General features: G+C 42.7%; 13 protein-coding genes. All 13 read right to left on the bottom strand.

The annotated features are described in order from the left end of the window. Positions 1–53: 53 nt before the first annotated feature. The 13 genes from glnB to ispC all read right to left on the bottom strand — a co-directional run bounded on the left by glnB (position 54) and on the right by ispC (position 16,576). A complete protein-coding gene (gene glnB / locus VCA1004_RS03610) occupies positions 54–392 on the bottom strand; it encodes a nitrogen regulatory protein P-II (protein ID WP_086982620.1) in 339 nt (112 codons plus the stop codon). Positions 393–475: 83 nt separating this feature from the next. Continuing rightward, complete coding sequence (tilS, locus tag VCA1004_RS03605) at positions 476–1,855, bottom strand: tRNA lysidine(34) synthetase TilS (RefSeq protein WP_232012620.1); 1,380 nt, start codon at positions 1,853–1,855, stop codon at positions 476–478. Positions 1,856–1,980: 125 nt separating this feature from the next. Then, a complete protein-coding gene (gene accA / locus VCA1004_RS03600) occupies positions 1,981–2,940 on the bottom strand; it encodes an acetyl-CoA carboxylase carboxyl transferase subunit alpha (protein WP_086982618.1) in 960 nt (319 codons plus the stop codon). A 108-nt stretch (positions 2,941–3,048) separates the two neighbouring features. Further along, positions 3,049–6,528 (bottom strand): DNA polymerase III subunit alpha, encoded by a 3,480-nt coding sequence (gene dnaE / locus VCA1004_RS03595; RefSeq protein WP_086982616.1) that lies wholly within the window; start codon positions 6,526–6,528, stop codon positions 3,049–3,051. Positions 6,529–6,624: 96 nt separating this feature from the next. Continuing rightward, positions 6,625–7,266: a ribonuclease HII gene (gene rnhB, locus VCA1004_RS03590; protein WP_086982614.1), complete on the bottom strand. Its 642-nt coding sequence runs from the start codon at positions 7,264–7,266 to the stop codon at positions 6,625–6,627. After that, entirely contained in the window at positions 7,263–8,429 is a 1,167-nt protein-coding gene (gene lpxB, locus VCA1004_RS03585) for a lipid-A-disaccharide synthase (protein WP_086982612.1), read from the bottom strand. The genes rnhB and lpxB overlap by 4 nt, the downstream gene beginning before the upstream one ends. Positions 8,430–8,528: 99 nt before the next feature. Then, the gene (gene lpxA / locus VCA1004_RS03580; protein ID WP_086982609.1) at positions 8,529–9,317 is read right to left on the bottom strand and encodes an acyl-ACP--UDP-N-acetylglucosamine O-acyltransferase; all 789 of its coding nucleotides are present in this window, start codon (positions 9,315–9,317) and stop codon (positions 8,529–8,531) included. A 12-nt stretch (positions 9,318–9,329) separates the two neighbouring features. Then, positions 9,330–9,782 carry a 3-hydroxyacyl-ACP dehydratase FabZ gene (gene fabZ / locus VCA1004_RS03575; protein ID WP_086982607.1) on the bottom strand — a complete coding sequence of 151 codons (453 nt, stop codon included), beginning with the start codon at positions 9,780–9,782 and terminating at the stop codon, positions 9,330–9,332. Positions 9,783–9,931: 149 nt separating this feature from the next. Continuing rightward, positions 9,932–10,951: a UDP-3-O-(3-hydroxymyristoyl)glucosamine N-acyltransferase gene (gene lpxD, locus VCA1004_RS03570; RefSeq protein WP_086982605.1), complete on the bottom strand. Its 1,020-nt coding sequence runs from the start codon at positions 10,949–10,951 to the stop codon at positions 9,932–9,934. A 12-nt stretch (positions 10,952–10,963) separates the two neighbouring features. After that, on the bottom strand, positions 10,964–11,479 hold the full coding sequence (locus VCA1004_RS03565; RefSeq protein ID WP_232012619.1) for an OmpH family outer membrane protein: 516 nt from the start codon (positions 11,477–11,479) through the stop codon (positions 10,964–10,966). A gap of 20 nt (positions 11,480–11,499) precedes the next feature. Beyond that, the gene (gene bamA / locus VCA1004_RS03560) at positions 11,500–13,929 is read right to left on the bottom strand and encodes an outer membrane protein assembly factor BamA (RefSeq protein WP_086982603.1); all 2,430 of its coding nucleotides are present in this window, start codon (positions 13,927–13,929) and stop codon (positions 11,500–11,502) included. Positions 13,930–13,983: 54 nt separating this feature from the next. Next, positions 13,984–15,342 (bottom strand): sigma E protease regulator RseP, encoded by a 1,359-nt coding sequence (gene rseP, locus VCA1004_RS03555; protein WP_086982601.1) that lies wholly within the window; start codon positions 15,340–15,342, stop codon positions 13,984–13,986. Between the two features lie 10 nt (positions 15,343–15,352). After that, positions 15,353–16,576, bottom strand: coding sequence for a 1-deoxy-D-xylulose-5-phosphate reductoisomerase (gene ispC / locus VCA1004_RS03550; RefSeq protein ID WP_086982599.1), 1,224 nt, complete (start codon positions 16,574–16,576; stop codon positions 15,353–15,355). Between the last annotated feature and the right edge of the window lie 66 nt (positions 16,577–16,642).

Here is a 16,642-nt window from a genome sequence, read left to right as displayed (position 1 = left end):
CTAAATAAGATCAAAAAAGGAAGCTCAGTCGCTTCCTTTTTTTTGGCTATCAATTATACCGCTTCGTCATCTTCTTCGCCGGTACGAATACGGATAACGCGTTCTACGTCAGTGACAAAAATCTTACCGTCGCCAATTTTACCGGTTTGCGCCGTTTGGATAATACAATCAATACATTCATCAACCACATCATCAGAAACTACGATTTCTAATTTAACTTTAGGTAAAAAATCCACCATATATTCTGCACCGCGGTACAATTCAGTGTGGCCTTTTTGACGCCCGAATCCTTTTACTTCAGATACGGTCATACCGGTAATACCCACCTCAGCTAATGCTTCACGTACATCATCCAACTTAAAAGGCTTAATGATCGCTTCAATTTTTTTCATTGATTCTTATCCCTAAAACTCTGAAATTATTATTAAGTATACCTGCCAGACTAGATTGTGAAAAGCTCGTTATAAGGCTCTATTTAAACAGCGTTTTTAAGCCAAACAAGCTGATGATTGGCACCACTATAATCACGACCGACACAAAGCCCTACCGCGGCAACCAATTCATTTCCTGCAACTAAAAATGGAATTTGATTGCGTTGCCATGTTGGCACAGACCATTCTGGTAATAACTTTTTCAGAGCTCGACCATGGGCACGATTTTCTGGGTGGGCATGAATACCAGTGGCACTAAATGTCACGGTAAGTTGTTGCGTATTAGGAGGCAAACTTAACGTCTGAACACTTTTAGCCGCTAGCGTTTGTAGTTTAAAATCTGACCACGACTCCACAGAAATCAAATATAGCGTGCCAAGGTTATTGGGCAATAATAAAGGTTGCGTTATCTCCCATTGAAGCACTAACTCAGAATGATCCGAGCGCTTTGCAAAGACCCAAAGCTGATGTTGATGACGACCAATTTCAGTCTGACCATAACAAAAAATTGGCGCCGCATCAGGTTGCGCTAAAGCAACATCTTGCCAAATATGCGCTAATTGCTTTTCACTCGGCATTGGAAAGCCCTGCTCTTGTAACCAAAGCCGTAAAATTGCGCCTCTCGCTGCCTCTGATTGCAGTTTGAGCAATTGAATATCCAATGCCCCTTCTGGACTTAACATCTGCTGATAGCGCTCATACAAGAGCTCTTTTAATAATGCTTCTTGTTGCGCACACAACGCCGCACTGCGTGTAACGGCTTTTTCAATGTTCGGCCAACGCTGTTTTAATAATGGCGCAATGTCATGGCGAATAAAATTCCGTTCAAAACGAGTATCCTGATTACTCTCATCTTCGACCCAGCTTAATTGATGCTGATGAGCGTACTCTTGCATTTCTTCACGGGAGATATCCAGCAAGGGCCGCAATAATTGGCCGTCACCAAAAGCCATTTTTCTAGCCATCGACGATAAACCTTTCGGGCCACTCCCACGTTTTAATGCCAATAAAAAGGTTTCTAATTGATCACCTTGATGATGAGCCGTTAATAACAGGCTGCGCGAAGTGATATGTTTCTTCAAAGCCTGATAGCGAGCCTCGCGGGCGGCTTGTTCGATACTAATTCGAGGGCCTAAGGCTAATTGCACTCTTTCTGCCACAAACTCAATGCCCTCTAAAGAAGACCACGTTTGGCATTGTTCCAGCCAGGTATCCGCATTATGACTTAACCCGTGATGGACATGCACCGCGACATAATCAAAATGAGGATGCTCTTGTTTGAATCGAGCCAGTAGATGTAATAGAACCCTAGAATCCAATCCTCCACTTAACGCCAACACGCACTGTTGCAACGCCACCACACCGGGTTGCTCTGGGGTCATTTCAGCAATTAAACGTTGGGAGAATCGGGAGTACAGCATCATCGAAACACTCAATAATAAAAAGTCAGATGTACAAAAGCGAGCCGAGGCCCGCTTTTAGTGGATTAAGCATGTATTGGTTATTCAAAGCTAAGTATCCGCATTGTACTTAACCATCACCTAAGTGATTAACAATAACCATAACTCATTAGACGCTGATAACGACGCTCAAGTAAGTTGTCTTGATCTAGCCCTTCCAATTCTGCCAGTTGAGCTAATAGTGTCGCTTTCATATTTTCTGCCATGCCGACGTAATCACGATGAGCACCGCCTAATGGTTCTTCAATGATAGAGTCAATCAAGCCCAGCTCTTTCAAGCGAGGAGCAACCAGACCCATAGCTTCAGCCGCTTGAGGGGCTTTATCTGAATCACGCCATAAAATAGAAGCACAACCTTCTGGTGAAATCACGGCATAGGTTGAGTATTGCAGCATATTCACGTAATCGCCAACACCAATCGCCAAGGCACCGCCAGAGCCGCCTTCACCGACCACATTACAAATCACTGGTACTTTTAAGCCTGACATAACTTTTAAGTTACGTGCAATCGCTTCAGATTGACCACGTTCTTCTGCGCCAACACCAGGGTAGGCACCTGCAGTATCAATGAAAGTAATCACAGGAATATTGAATCGCTCAGCCATTTCCATTAAACGTAATGCTTTGCGATAACCTTCTGGACGTGGCATACCAAAATTACGGCGAACTTTTTCTTTCGTTTCGCGGCCTTTTTGATGACCAATCACCATAACAGGACGACCGTCTAAACGAGCTAAACCACCTACAATGGCTTTATCGTCAGCATAAGCACGATCACCAGCCAGTTCATCAAACTCAGTAAAAACATGCTCTATATAATCAAGCGTATAGGGACGCTTTGGATGACGAGCAAGTTGCGCAACTTGCCATGCCCCTAAGTCACTAAAGATTTTTTTCTTTAGTTCTAAACTTTTTGCTTCTAGTTGGCTGATTTCTTTACCCAAATCAACAGATGTATCACCACCATGACGTGAGACTTCACGTAAAGCTTCAATTTTCGCTTCAAGTTCAACAATGGGTTTTTCAAATTCAAGAAAATCTAGGCTCATCAAAGAATCCTTTATATCGTTTTAATTATTCCTATCACGTTCATCTTACCGCAATAAAAATCACTCGGCGCATTATTATTCATTAATGTGATAATAATGCCCTGTTCTTTAGTTAAATTCGAGTTCTACTTGCTTAGAACCAATAAGAAGTTTTAATTCATCAAGTAAATTATCATCCGGTGTGACTCGCCACTCTACTCCTAGCGAGAACTTAGCTCTAGCATTTTCCCGTTGATAATAAATATTGACTGGCACGGTACCCGCTCGATACGGCGCTAATATCTGGCTAAATTTTTCAAAAAATTGACCATCAATTTGTGATTGTTCTAAGGAGATGGACAGTCCTTTGGCATATTTTTCTCGGGCATCGCCTAAACTCATCACTTCCCGGGCCGACATTCTAAGCCCACCATTGAAGTCATCAAAGCTGACCTGTCCAGAAACTACCACTATTTTATCTTGTTCTAGCAATTCCGCATAGCGTTCCAGTGCATCGGAAAACAACATCACTTCCAAACGACCTGAACGATCGTCTAATGTCATTAAGCCAATCCGGCTGCCACGTTTGGTGGTCATCACACGAGAAGCAATCACTAATCCTGCGACAGTAATCGATTGATCGCGACGTGTCGGTTGTAAATCAGTTAAACGACATTGAGTGTACTTGGAGAGTTCTTTCAAATAAGCATTAACTGGGTGTCCGGTTAAGTATAAGCCTAATGTGGCTCGCTCACCTTCCAACCATACTTTTTCAGGCCATTTTGGAACTTGAGCATAAGCTTGTTCGACTTCTTCAGGCGCTTCAGTGAGTACACCAAACATATCCGACTGGCCGAAAGCTTCTGCTTGGTGGAATTGCCCGGCTGCTTTAACTGCTTCATCTAACGAGGCCATCATTGCCGCTCGGTGAGGACCTAAGCGGTCTAAGGCACCGGCTTGAATCAATTTTTCAATGACACGCTTGTTGCATTTTTTAAGGTCGATGCGGGCACAAAAATCGAATAAATCTTTAAAATAGCCATCTTGCTCTCGGCAAGCGATGATGTTTTCAATCGGCGCTTCACCAACCCCTTTTATCGCACCAATGCCGTAAACAATCGCGCCATTTTCATCGACATTAAAACGGTATAAACCTGAATTGACATCCGGTGGTAGCACTTTTAAATTCATGCGTTGGCATTCATCCACTAAGCCAACCACCTTCTCGGTGTTATCCATATCGGCAGTCATTACCGCCGCCATAAATTCCGCTGGATAGTGGGTTTTTAACCACAAGGTTTGATAAGACACCAAGGCATAAGCGGCGGAGTGTGACTTGTTAAAACCATAACCGGCGAATTTCTCCACCAAGTCAAAGATTTTCATCGCCAGTTCGCCATCAACGCCATTTTTCTCCGCCCCTTCTTTAAAGATTGAGCGTTGCTTTGCCATTTCTTCAGGTTTTTTCTTACCCATAGCACGGCGTAGCATATCTGCGCCACCTAGTGTATAACCTGCCAAAATCTGGGCAATTTGCATTACCTGTTCTTGATACAAGATAATGCCGTAAGTCGGTTCTAGGGTTTCTTTTAGGGATTCATGTTGCCAAGTAGAATCGGGGTAAGAGACCTCTTCACGGCCATGTTTACGGTCAATAAAGTTATCCACCATGCCCGATTGTAATGGGCCTGGGCGGAACAAGGCAACTAAGGCGATGATGTCTTCAAAACAGTCGGGTTGTAGACGCTTGATCAAATCTTTCATGCCTCGCGATTCCAGCTGGAATACCGCGGTGGTTTCAGAATTTTGTAGAATTCGGAATGAGGCAGGGTCTGCTAAATCAATCGACTCAATTCTGACTGGCTCTTTTCCCTCTTTGGCTAAGCGAGGGTTTATCAAGCCAAGCGCCCAATCAATGATGGTCAGTGTACGTAAGCCTAAGAAGTCAAATTTTACTAGACCGGCGTATTCAACATCATTTTTATCAAATTGCGTTACTGGGAAATGGCCTTCCGCATCACAATAGATCGGTGCGAAATCAGTGATGGTGGTCGGTGAAATCACCACCCCACCGGCGTGCTTACCAGCATTTCGAGTACAACCTTCCAAAATACGGCACATGTCGATCAGTTCTTTGACTTCTTCATCGGCATTGTACAGTTCTGGTAACTGTGGTTCGGCTTCAAATGCTTTTGCCAGTGTCATTCCAGGATCTGGTGGCACTAATTTAGAAATGCGATCCACAAAGCCATAAGGATGCCCAAGGACACGGCCCACATCACGAATCACCGCTTTAGCTGCCATCGTACCAAAAGTAATGATTTGCGATACCGCATCACGACCATACATTTCGGCTACGTGATCAATGACTCGGTCACGCTTATCCATACAGAAGTCGATATCAAAATCGGGCATGGAGACACGTTCAGGGTTCAAGAATCGTTCGAACAGAAGGTCATATTCAAGAGGGTCTAGATCGGTGATTTTTAATGCATAGGCCACCAAAGAACCCGCACCAGAGCCACGTCCGGGGCCAACCGGAATATCATTATCTTTCGACCATTGGATAAATTCCATCACGATCAAGAAATAACCGGGGAATCCCATTTGGTTAATCACATCCAGCTCGATTTGAAGACGTTCATCGTACTCTGGTCGTTTTTCTTTACGAACGGTTTCATCTGGAAATAAAAACGCCAAGCGGTCTTCTAGGCCTTCTCGTGATTTTTTGATCAGATAATCTTCAATCGCCAAGCCTTCGGTAGGAAAGTTAGGTAAGAAATATTCGCCTAAACGTACCGTCACATTGCAACGTTTAGCAATTTCAACACTATTTTGTAGCGCTTCTGGAATGTCTTGGAAAAGTGCACACATTTCTTCTTCGGTACGAAGGTATTGCTGCGCGCTATAGTTTTTAGGCCGGCGAGGATCGTCTAAAGTGTAACCATCGTGAATGGCGACCCGAATTTCGTGAGCGTCAAATTGATCAGGGGTTAAGAAGACCACCTCATTGGTCGCCACAACGGGTAAGTCGTATTGCTCAGCAATATCGAGGGCAAAGTGCAAATACGTTTCTTCGTCAGCGCGCCCCGTACGCGTTAATTCAAGATAAAAATGATCGGCAAAATGAGTTTGATAAAATTCAATACAGTTTTCTAGCAACGCCTGGTTGCCTTTTAATAGTGCTCGGCCAATTTCGCCAACGCGCCCACCCGATAAAATGATGAGACCTTCTTTATGGTTGATCAGCCATTCTTTATCGATCACAGGTTGGTGTTGTACATGGCCACGTTGATACGCTTCTGAAATCAATAATGTCAGGTTTTTATAGCCCGCATTATCTTTAGCAAGAATAGTCAGCCGCGTCAGTTCATCGCCAAACTCTGGAGATTGCAATGTAAAGTCGGAACCAATGATGGGCTTCACTCCACAACCGTGCGCGGTACTATAAAATTTCACTAAGCCGCATAAGTTTGTAAAATCGGTCAATGCCATGGCAGGCATGCCTAATTCCGCCACTTTTTTTACCAAGGGTGGGACTTTGGCTAAGCCATCAACCATCGAATAGTCACTGTGAATACGAAGATGTACAAACTTTGGATCGGACATAGAGTTACTACATTTAAATTAATGGATTGAAAGTGTAAGGGTTAATTGAAAGCGCAACAATGACTTTCCAAGCGCTCTCAATAACAACCTCTTATCTTAGCGAACATTAGCGTCGAGAAGACCGAGCACTTTTTTCACTGGTTTATAGCTTTTACGGTATTGCTGCAACAATTCAGGCATTGAGTTGAGGTCATATTCTTCAATGGCGGCCATGTGTGCTTTAGTAGGATACCCATTATGTTTCGCAAAACCAAACATTGGATATTGAGCATCCAGCTGTTTCATTTCTTCATCACGAGCGACTTTAGCAATAATAGAAGCGGCACTGATTTCCGCAACTCGTAAATCCCCTTTCACCACTGCGGCACTCGCCATCGTCAGTTCAGGAACTCGGTTACCATCAATTAACACATAATCGGGCGTGACCGCTAAGCCTGCGACGGCTCTTTGCATGGCAACCATGGTCGCTTGCAGAATATTGAGTTCATCAATCTCCCACGCCTCACAACGCCCTAGTGACCATGCTAAAGCTTTTTCTTTAATTTCAGGTAATAAGGCCAGACGTTTTTTTTCACTCAATTTTTTTGAATCTGTTAACCCTGCAATTGGATTGTTAGGATCCAAAATAACCGCGGCGGTGACTACGGCTCCCACTAAGGGCCCTCGCCCCACCTCATCAACTCCAGCAATCAATGAAAAGCCAGCCGGGTATTCAAAATCTGGGTGTTCTACACTCATGATGTACTCTCTGATAACAATAAATTAGCATCAATTAGGTTTAAGACAGCCTTCGCCGCTTGGGTATCGGCATCTTTACGTATCCACTGATGCATTTCATGAAACGCCATTTGCATCTCCTTACCTTCATCGGTCATCAAGCGAGTCACTTCATTGGCTAAGTTTTCAGGAGTGCATTCTTCTTGTAAGAATTCCTTAACCAGCAGTTTATCCGCTAAAATATTGGGTAAGGACACATAAGCCGTTTTCAGCATCCGGCGAGCAATGAATGCACTCAATTCATTGACTTTATATCCCACCACCATAGGACGATTGACTAACATACACTCAAGCGCCACCGTTCCTGAAGCCAGCATAACAACATCCGAGGCCTCAATGACGGTTCGCGCCGTGCCATCACGCAATTCAAAATCCAGTTCTGGAGCGATGGTTTTCCAAGCATGCTCAAACTGTTCACGTCGTTTTTGATTAACTAACGCGACCACAAATCTGAGATCGGGGTTATTTTTGGCAAGTCGTTGGCAGGTTTGTAAAAAAGGTTCGCACAACATTTTTAATTCAGCATTACGGCTGCCAGGAAGCACTGCTAACCACGTTTTATCTTGCTCTAAATTTAATGCCTGACGAGCGGCGACTTTATCGGTTTCTAAAGGAATAGCATCGGCTAGGGTATGACCAATAAACTCACAAGGAACATTAAATTTATCGTAGAAAGCTTTTTCAAAGGGTAAGAATGCCAAGACGAGATTGGTCGCTTTTGCAATACCGTGAATACGATTTTGACGCCATGCCCACACTGATGGGCTCACATAATGGACGGTTTTAATTCCAGCTTGTTTTAATGCCAGTTCAACTCGTAAATTAAAATCAGGCGCATCAATGCCAATAAAGACATCTGGCGGGTTTTGTTTAAAATAATCAACAATCGATTTTTTGATTTTTAAAATGCGGAATAAGCGGCCTAATACCTCAACCAACCCCATCACCGACAATTCTTCCATATCAAACAATGATTCGCAGCCTTCAGCTATCATTTGTGGACCACCAATCCCCACAAACTCAGCATCAGGATGAACGGCTTTAATGGCTTTGATGAGTCCAGCACCTAAAGTATCACCAGACAACTCCCCGGCAACTACCCCAATTCTCAATCGACGTTTCATAGTTTTTCCTATTAACGAAATGCTAATAAAAAAAGGCCCAATAAATTAGGCCTCTTTACAACATATTGTTCATCCTAAATCAGGCATCTTTCGTTACAATTAACGAACAATCCCACGTTTAGAAGAATCAATAAAATCAACCATAGCTTGAACTGACTCAAATTGAGCCGCATCTTCTGCCATTTCTAATTTAGCTTCTTCGATGGTGTTTTTATTACGGTACAGTGATTTGTAAGCACGACGAATTGCATGGATTTCTTTTTTCTCGAAACCACGGCGCTTAAGGCCTTCGAAGTTTACACCATACGGCTTAGCGTGATTACCTTGCGCAATAACGAATGGAGGAACATCTTGAGCCACACCTGATGCGCCACCAACCATACTATGTTGGCCGATTTGACAAAATTGATGTACTGCCGACATACCGCCAATAATCGCAAAATCACGTACTGTCACGTGGCCTGCTAAAGTCGCGTTATTTGCAAGAATACAACGATTACCCACAACACAATCGTGCGCTACATGCACATTGATCATAAAGAGGTTATCACTACCTACTTGAGTGATGCCTTGGTCTTGCGTCGTACCACGGTGCATAGTAACACTTTCGCGGATAATATTTCGGTCACCAATGATCAATTTGGTTGGCTCACCTTTGTATTTCAAATCTTGGCAAGCTTCACCAATAGACGCAAATTGGAAAATTTTATTCTCTTTACCAATGACTGTTGGGCCTTTCACCACAACATGCGAATAAATTTCAGTCCCTTCGCCGATTTCAACATCCGAGCCAATGTAGCTAAAAGGACCAATTTTAACGTTAGCACCAATGGTAACGCCTTCTTCAATAACAGCAGAAGGATGGATTTGTGCGGTTTCATGAATCATAATGACGACCTTTTAGAATTCGCGACGAGCGCATTTTAATTCTGCAGAACACACAACAGCACCGTCTACTTTTGCGACACCATTGAATAAAGCAATACCACGACGGTCCTTGATAAACTCAACTTCAATAACCAGTTGATCACCCGGTACCACAGGTTTGCGGAATTTTGCATTATCGATACTAGCAAAGTAATACAATTCATTTTCAGCCGGTGCACCAAAAGATTTAAACGCTAATAAACCTGTTGCTTGTGCCATAGCTTCTAAAATTAATACCCCAGGTAAAATAGGAAGCTGAGGGAAATGACCAGTGAATTGAGGTTCATTGACCGATACGTTTTTCAGCGCTACAAGATACTTTTCTTCTTGGTAATCAGTCACACGATCAATCAATAGGAATGGGTAGCGATGAGGAAGAAGTTCGCGAATTTCCGTAATATCGAGTGTTTTCTTTTCTGTAGTCAAAATGTGTTTCCTATTAAAAATCGTCTCTACTTAACCAGATCATTGAGGTGATACCGATATAACATGGTCTGAATGCCAAATCAGTACAATGATACAATTATAAACACAAAAGACCTGCAAAGGCAGGTCTTTATCTGTGCTTAACCTGGTTATTCGTCAAACTTTTTTTCTAATGTTTTTAGACGTTTGTACATATCGTCAATTTTCAGGGTACGAGCAGCCGTTTTACGCCACTCTTTATTTGATTGTAGTGGGATCCCTGAAGAATAGATGCCCTTCTCACTGATACTGCGCATCACCATGCCCATACCCGTAATAGTAACACCATCGGCAATTTCAATATGGCCATTGATCACGGACGCGCCACCAATAATACAATATTTGCCAATTTTGACACTGCCAGCAACGGTCGTACAACCAGCCATCGCAGTGCCATAACCAATGTGTACGTTATGGGCAATCTGTAAGTGATTATCCAAAATAACATTATCTTCAATTACAGTATCGTCGATAGCACCACGGTCAATCGTCGTACAAGCACCAATCTCAACACGATTACCAATAATCACCGAACCCAGTTGAGGGATTTTCACCCACTCACCACGATTATTTGCATAGCCAAAGCCATCCGAACCAATCACGGTATTGGCTTGAATTAAACAAGATTCGCCGATACTGATTTCATGGTAAACCGTAACATTGGCCCACATTTTGGTGTTGGCGCCAATTTTGGTATTTTTACCAATAAAACAACCTGCGCCGATCACTACGTTGTCACCTAGCACAACACCTGATTCAATCACCGCATTGTGACCAATACAGACGCCTTGGCCTAAAGTCACATCATCGGCCACCGCAGCCGTCGCTTCAATGCGCTCAGCTGGCTCTGGCGTAGTATCTAAAGCTTGTGCAATCAGCGCAAACGCTAAATAAGGATCAGGAACGACGATCGCATTAGTGTGGCAAAACTCTAACTCGCTTGACTTAATTAAAATCGCACTCGCTTTGCATTGTTCTAAATGCTTACGATATTTAACATTGGTCAAAAACGTTATGTGGCCTTCTCCGGCTTTATCCATGGCAGCAATACCGGAAACGATAACCTCACCGTTTCCATGTAACTCGCCACCAGTAATCGTTGCTAATTCAGCAAGAGTCAATTTTGGCATGTTCAACTTCTATTATTTTAATTCTTTAATAATGGCATCTGTAAGATCAGAACTTGGTGTTGCGTACACTAAGGCTTGAGCATTTACAACCAGATCATAACCTTGAGCTTTGGCAACTTTATCGATTGCAGATTTAATTTGTGTATCGATTTTCTTCATTTCTTCTTGGCGAACTTTATTCATATCAGCTTGATAAGTCTTCGCTTTAACTTCTAACTTAGCTTGCATAGATTGAATATCAATTTTCGCGTTATCCACATCCGACGCAGACATTAACTGGCCATCACGCTTTAGCTTTTCAACTTTAGCATCAATTTGGCTTTTCAGTTTATCGAGTTCCGCTTTTTTATCTTTGCCTGATTTTTGTAGTTTTTTCTCTACCGCTTGCACTTGAGGCATAGTTTGAAAGATTTTCGCCGTATTCACATAACCGACTTTTTGTGCTGCTTGAGCTGCGGTAGCAGAAAGAGAAGCAGTTAATACAACTAGGCTAATACCAGCTACTTTAATCAATTTTTTCACAATCATTTCCTTACAAAAATCTAAAATTAGAAGGTTCGACCGATAGTAAAGGTAAAGAACTCTTCATCATCACCATCGTATATTTTAATCGGTTTCGCCAACGAGAAGACCAAAGGCCCCATCGGAGACATCCATTGCATCGCTACCCCATAGGAAGCACGATATTCCATCGGATCAGAGTAATCGTAATAATAATCACGGCCAGACATATTGGCGTCCATTTCACGATATTGGAACTCGGTATCCCATACACTGGCAAGGTCAACAAACACACTTGTACGTAATGAGCTTTGTAATTCTTCCGACGCAAATGGCGTTGGAACAATTAACTCAATACTCGCCAAGGCGGTGGCGTTACCACCCACAGATTCATCGGTTGCCACATAGTTCGGGTTATTACCTCCGTCACTACCACCTTCATCATACACCGCTTTTGGTCCCGCTGAGTTAGAGCCAAAACCACGTAATGACGAGAAGCCACCAGCATAATAGTTTTCATAAAATGGGAAGAGGTTGTCATTCCCTTTTGATGAACCATAACCATTACCGTAGCCTAAGCGCCCACGTAATAGTAGAGTAAAGTCCTCTTTCTTAGTCAGTGGAATATACTGCTTAGCATCATACTGGATTTTATAGTATGGAACGTCAGAGCCAGGTACGGTAATTTTAAAAGTAGTACGTTGGTAGTTACCCGCCGTTGGGAAATACCCTTTATTCAAATTGTTTCGAGTCCAAGACACGTTGACGTCAAAGTCATTAACGTTTAGCTCACCAGATTCCGAATCGTAGTTACCGGCTGCTGCTTGGGTTTGCAAGAAACTTTCGTTTTGCACATAAGGGTCAATATTAGAAATTTTATTGTGCGTATAGCCAACCCCTAACTCGATAAAGTTAAGTTCATTAATTGGGAAACCCCAAGTTAAACTGGTTCCATAACTTTGGTTGGTATAGTCAACAATACCTGCATCGGATGCTTCAAATTCATTATAGAAGACTTTGCCGCCTAAACTCACACCATCTAATGTCCAATAAGGGTCGCGATATTCTAAGCTGACATTTTTTTGATAATCGTTGGTCATCGCGCTGATGCCAATGCGATTCCCGGTGCCTAAGAAGTTATCTTGTTGCAAGCCCACTTGGAAACTGACGCCAGACTCGGTACCGTAACCAATACCAAAGTTGATGCTACCTGAGTTGGCTTCTTTAACGTTATAAACGATATCCACTTGGTCATCCGTGCCAGGAACACGTTGAGTTTGCACATCCACCGTTTCAAAATAGCCTAAACGGTTTAAACGTGCCTTACCGGTTTCAACCGATTTGGAGTTAAGCCAACCGCTTTCCATTTGACGCATTTCACGACGTAGTACTTCGTCTTTGGTGATGTTATTTCCGGTGAAGCGAATATCACGCACATACATGCGGTTACCTGGATCAACTTGAACAGTTAACATCACTTCTTTCGTTTCGTCATCAAACTCAGGAATGGTCTGTACTTTTGGATAAGCGTAACCCGACTCACCTAGAATCTTTTTAATGCCTTCTTCAAGACTGGTAACTAAAGAACCATTGTAGACGTCGCCAGTTTCAAACGGCACAAGCGCGCTAAAGGCCTCTTGCTTACCCACCAAGTCACCACGGAATTTAATTCCCTTAATGGTGTAAGGTTCACCTTCACTTAAATTCAAGGTGATATAGACACCCTTTTTATCAGGAGAGATGGATACTTGAGTCGATAGGACCTGGAACTTCAAATAACCGCGGTCGTAGTAATAACTGCGCAGCTTTTCAATATCACCCGCTAGAACTTGCTTTTGATATTTTTCATCGGCCATGAAGTTCCACCATGGAACATCTGCATTTAAGTCAAAACGAGACAATAACTGTTCATTAGTAAAGACTTTATTACCGATAAAGTTAATTTGTTGAATTTTTGCCGACACACCTTCGGTAAAGACAAATTTCAAGTCAGAACGATTACGAGGAAGCGGAGTGACAACCGCTTTAACGGTCGCATTATATTTACCGACACTGTAATAAAAATCCTCTAAGCCTTTTTCGATAGTACTGAGCTTAGTGCGATCTAACGCTTCACCTACTCGAATACCCGAGGCATCCAAGTTCTGTTGAAGTTGTTCATCTTTAATGGCTTTATTACCAGAGAAAGAAATATCCGCAATGGTTGGGCGTTCTTTGACTTCAATTAACAGAACATCGCCATCACGAAATACTTTTACATCTTCAAAGTTACCCGATGAATACAATGCTTGAATAATGGATGAAGCGTCTTGCTCATCAACCGTGTCACCCACACGAACAGGCATTTTTAATAATACTGCACCTAAAGCGACACGCTGCAGACCTTCAATTTTGATATCAGAGACCTCAAAAGAATCTGCGCGTGCAACCGTGCTCAACATAAGCAAGGTTGAAATCCATAAACGTTTGATCGCCATAAAATTTATTATTAATCCTTTATACTTCTAGGCCTTGTTAGGCCACTACTGGCACTACAGGCGAGCAAAATCATTGAAAATTGCAATTAGCATTAGAGAAAATATTGCTGCACTACCGATACGATATCCCATTTCTTGTACTTTTTCAGGAACAGGACGACGAATCACAGCTTCTATTGCGAAAAATAACAAATGCCCACCATCAAGTACAGGTAAAGGCATCAAGTTTATGATTCCCAAGTTAACGCTAATCAATGCAAGAAAGCCTAAAAAGTACACCAAGCCATAATCTGCCGTTGTACCCGCCCCTTTTGCAATGGTAATTGGCCCACTTAAATTTTTAATACCCACATCGCCAGTGAATAGTTTTTTGACCATTGTAAGAGTTAAATCAATGATTTGCCCAGTTTTTTCTATTGCTTTAGGTATTGAAGCAAAGACGCTGTATTTTTGGTCAATCAAATACGACTCAGGCCACTGACCAATGGTTGGGGCAACGCCTGCAAAACCAATTCTTTCACCATTTTTCAATTGTTTACTAGAAGGTGTTAAAACCAAGGTAACGAATTGGTTATTACGTTCCACCTCAACATTTAATGCAGTATCTGGGTTGGCTGTCACTTGTTCAACAAATTGCTCCCAACTACTGATCGTCTTACCATTAACCGACACAATCGTATCACCGACTAACAATCCTGCTTGCTCGGCAGCACTGTCTTTGGTGATCGCCGTCAAAGTTGGTGTCACTTGTGGGCGATAAGGTTTAAAACCAAGAGTAGTAATCGCAGAATCAACTTCTGGATCAAAATTCCAATCTTGAGTATTTAATGTGATGATTCGCTCACGACCGATCTCTTCCGGTGACGTGACCTTTAAGATAATCTGGTCATCACCGATATGAGAGACCAGCGCCATATTCACTGAATCCCAATCAGGGGTTTCGATGCCTGAAATCTCTTTAAGTTCCATCCCATCTTGAATTCCTGCTTGAGCAACGATGGAATTGGGCACCACATCACCAATCACCGGCTTAACCGATGGAACGCCGATCATAAACACTAGCCAATAAGCGAACACCGCAAACAAAAAGTTAAACACCGGTCCGGCCGCAACAATAGCGCTGCGACGCCATAAGCTTTTATGGTCAAAGGCAAGGTGTTTTTCATGTTCTGGTACATCATCTACTCGAGAATCGAGCATTTTGACAAAGCCGCCCATCGGGATCATTGAAATGGAATATTCCACCCCATCTTTCCCTTTACGACTCCATAAAGATTTACCGAAGCCGATAGAAAATTTTTCAACTTTTACACCACAACGTCTCGCGACCCAGAAATGGCCAAATTCATGTATGGCGACTAAAATAGCAATGGCTACAATAAATGAAGCGAAATTCCATAAGATGCCAGTCATTAAGTACGCTCTACTCAGGTTTTAATGGATTGATAATGGAGTTACACAAATATTCAGTTGCGTAAACTCGGGCTATTCTATCGAGCTCAAGTAAGCTTTCCAAACTGTCGGTTTGCAGGGTCGAGAAAGCACACACTTTATTCATGACCTCTTCATTGACTCGAACAATATCAGTAAATTTTAGCTTACGATCTAAAAATGCAGCGACCGAGATCTCATTAGCCGCATTAATTGCCGTTGTGGCGTGTTGACCGGTATAACAAGCATCAATCGCCAATTGTAAACATGGGTAACGAGCCATATCTGGTGCTAAAAAGGTCAATTCATTTAGCTGTGTAAAATCCAACGGCTTGACCCCTGACGGAATCCTATGTGGATAAGACATTGATAACGCGATCGGTGTTTGCATATCCGGCTCACCCATCTGCGCTAGGACAGAGCCATCGTTATATTGCACCATTGAGTGAATGACTGATTGAGGATGAATCAGTACTTTTAACTGTTCTTGTTTGGCGTTAAATAACCATTTGGCTTCAATAAACTCTAAACCTTTATTCATCATAGTGGCAGAATCTACTGAAATTTTTGGTCCCATTGACCAATTAGGATGTGCGATCGCCATCTCTGGGGTAACCGCATCAAGAGTATTAATGTCACTATAACGGAAAGGCCCGCCTGATCCGGTTAACAAAATCGAATGCACGCCACCTTCTTCTAAGTCACAATAACCTAATTGGGTTTGCATCGACTGAGAAAGGCATTGGAAAATGGCATTATGCTCACTATCAACCGGCAAAATTTGAGCGCCATATTGCTTCGCCGCATCAATAAAAAATTGGCCAGACATCACTAAGGACTCTTTGTTCGCCAATAAAATGCGTTTACCTGCCTTCACCGCTGCCATGGTGGGTAATAGGCCTGGAGAGCCTACAATTGCAGCCATCACCATATCTACTTCCGGCGCAGAAGAGATCTCACATAAACCGTCAACACCTGCAACCACTCGGGTCATACTGCCCGCTTGTGCCAATTGTCTTTCTAATGCTAATGCAGCCGACTCATCGGCCATTGCAGCGTATTCTGGTTGCCATTTAAGGCACAGCGCCAACATCTTATCGACATTAGTGCCTGCCGCTAAAGCATAAACGGAAAATTGTTGCGGATTATGGGCTATCACCGATAGGGTACTTGCCCCTATTGAGCCAGTTGCCCCTAAAATCGTTATCTTTTGCATTAAAATTCAACCACTAGAGATAAAGCATCTAAACGATATTGCTTATTGGAGATTGCTTATTGGCAA

The sequence above is a fragment of the Vibrio aphrogenes genome (assembly GCF_002157735.2).
Taxonomy (GTDB): Bacteria; Pseudomonadota; Gammaproteobacteria; order Enterobacterales; family Vibrionaceae; genus Vibrio; species Vibrio aphrogenes.
The sequence above is the reverse complement of the archived record's forward strand: the minus strand, read 5'-3'. Positions and strand labels throughout refer to the sequence as shown.

What these genes read in the sequence shown, in the direction of transcription:
- accA (WP_086982618.1), bottom strand. Translation starts at nt 2,940, where the DNA reads ATGAGCCTAGATTTTCTTGAATTTGAAAAACCCATTGTTGAACTTGAA.
- lpxA (WP_086982609.1), bottom strand. Translation starts at nt 9,317, where the DNA reads ATGATTCATGAAACCGCACAAATCCATCCTTCTGCTGTTATTGAAGAA.
- glnB (WP_086982620.1), bottom strand. Translation starts at nt 392, where the DNA reads ATGAAAAAAATTGAAGCGATCATTAAGCCTTTTAAGTTGGATGATGTA.
- lpxB (WP_086982612.1), bottom strand. Translation starts at nt 8,429, where the DNA reads ATGAAACGTCGATTGAGAATTGGGGTAGTTGCCGGGGAGTTGTCTGGT.
- rseP (WP_086982601.1), bottom strand. Translation starts at nt 15,342, where the DNA reads ATGACTGGCATCTTATGGAATTTCGCTTCATTTATTGTAGCCATTGCT.
- lpxD (WP_086982605.1), bottom strand. Translation starts at nt 10,951, where the DNA reads ATGCCAAAATTGACTCTTGCTGAATTAGCAACGATTACTGGTGGCGAG.
- VCA1004_RS03565 (WP_232012619.1), bottom strand. Translation starts at nt 11,479, where the DNA reads ATGATTGTGAAAAAATTGATTAAAGTAGCTGGTATTAGCCTAGTTGTA.
- rnhB (WP_086982614.1), bottom strand. Translation starts at nt 7,266, where the DNA reads ATGAGTGTAGAACACCCAGATTTTGAATACCCGGCTGGCTTTTCATTG.
- dnaE (WP_086982616.1), bottom strand. Translation starts at nt 6,528, where the DNA reads ATGTCCGATCCAAAGTTTGTACATCTTCGTATTCACAGTGACTATTCG.
- ispC (WP_086982599.1), bottom strand. Translation starts at nt 16,576, where the DNA reads ATGCAAAAGATAACGATTTTAGGGGCAACTGGCTCAATAGGGGCAAGT.
- bamA (WP_086982603.1), bottom strand. Translation starts at nt 13,929, where the DNA reads ATGGCGATCAAACGTTTATGGATTTCAACCTTGCTTATGTTGAGCACG.
- tilS (WP_232012620.1), bottom strand. Translation starts at nt 1,855, where the DNA reads ATGATGCTGTACTCCCGATTCTCCCAACGTTTAATTGCTGAAATGACC.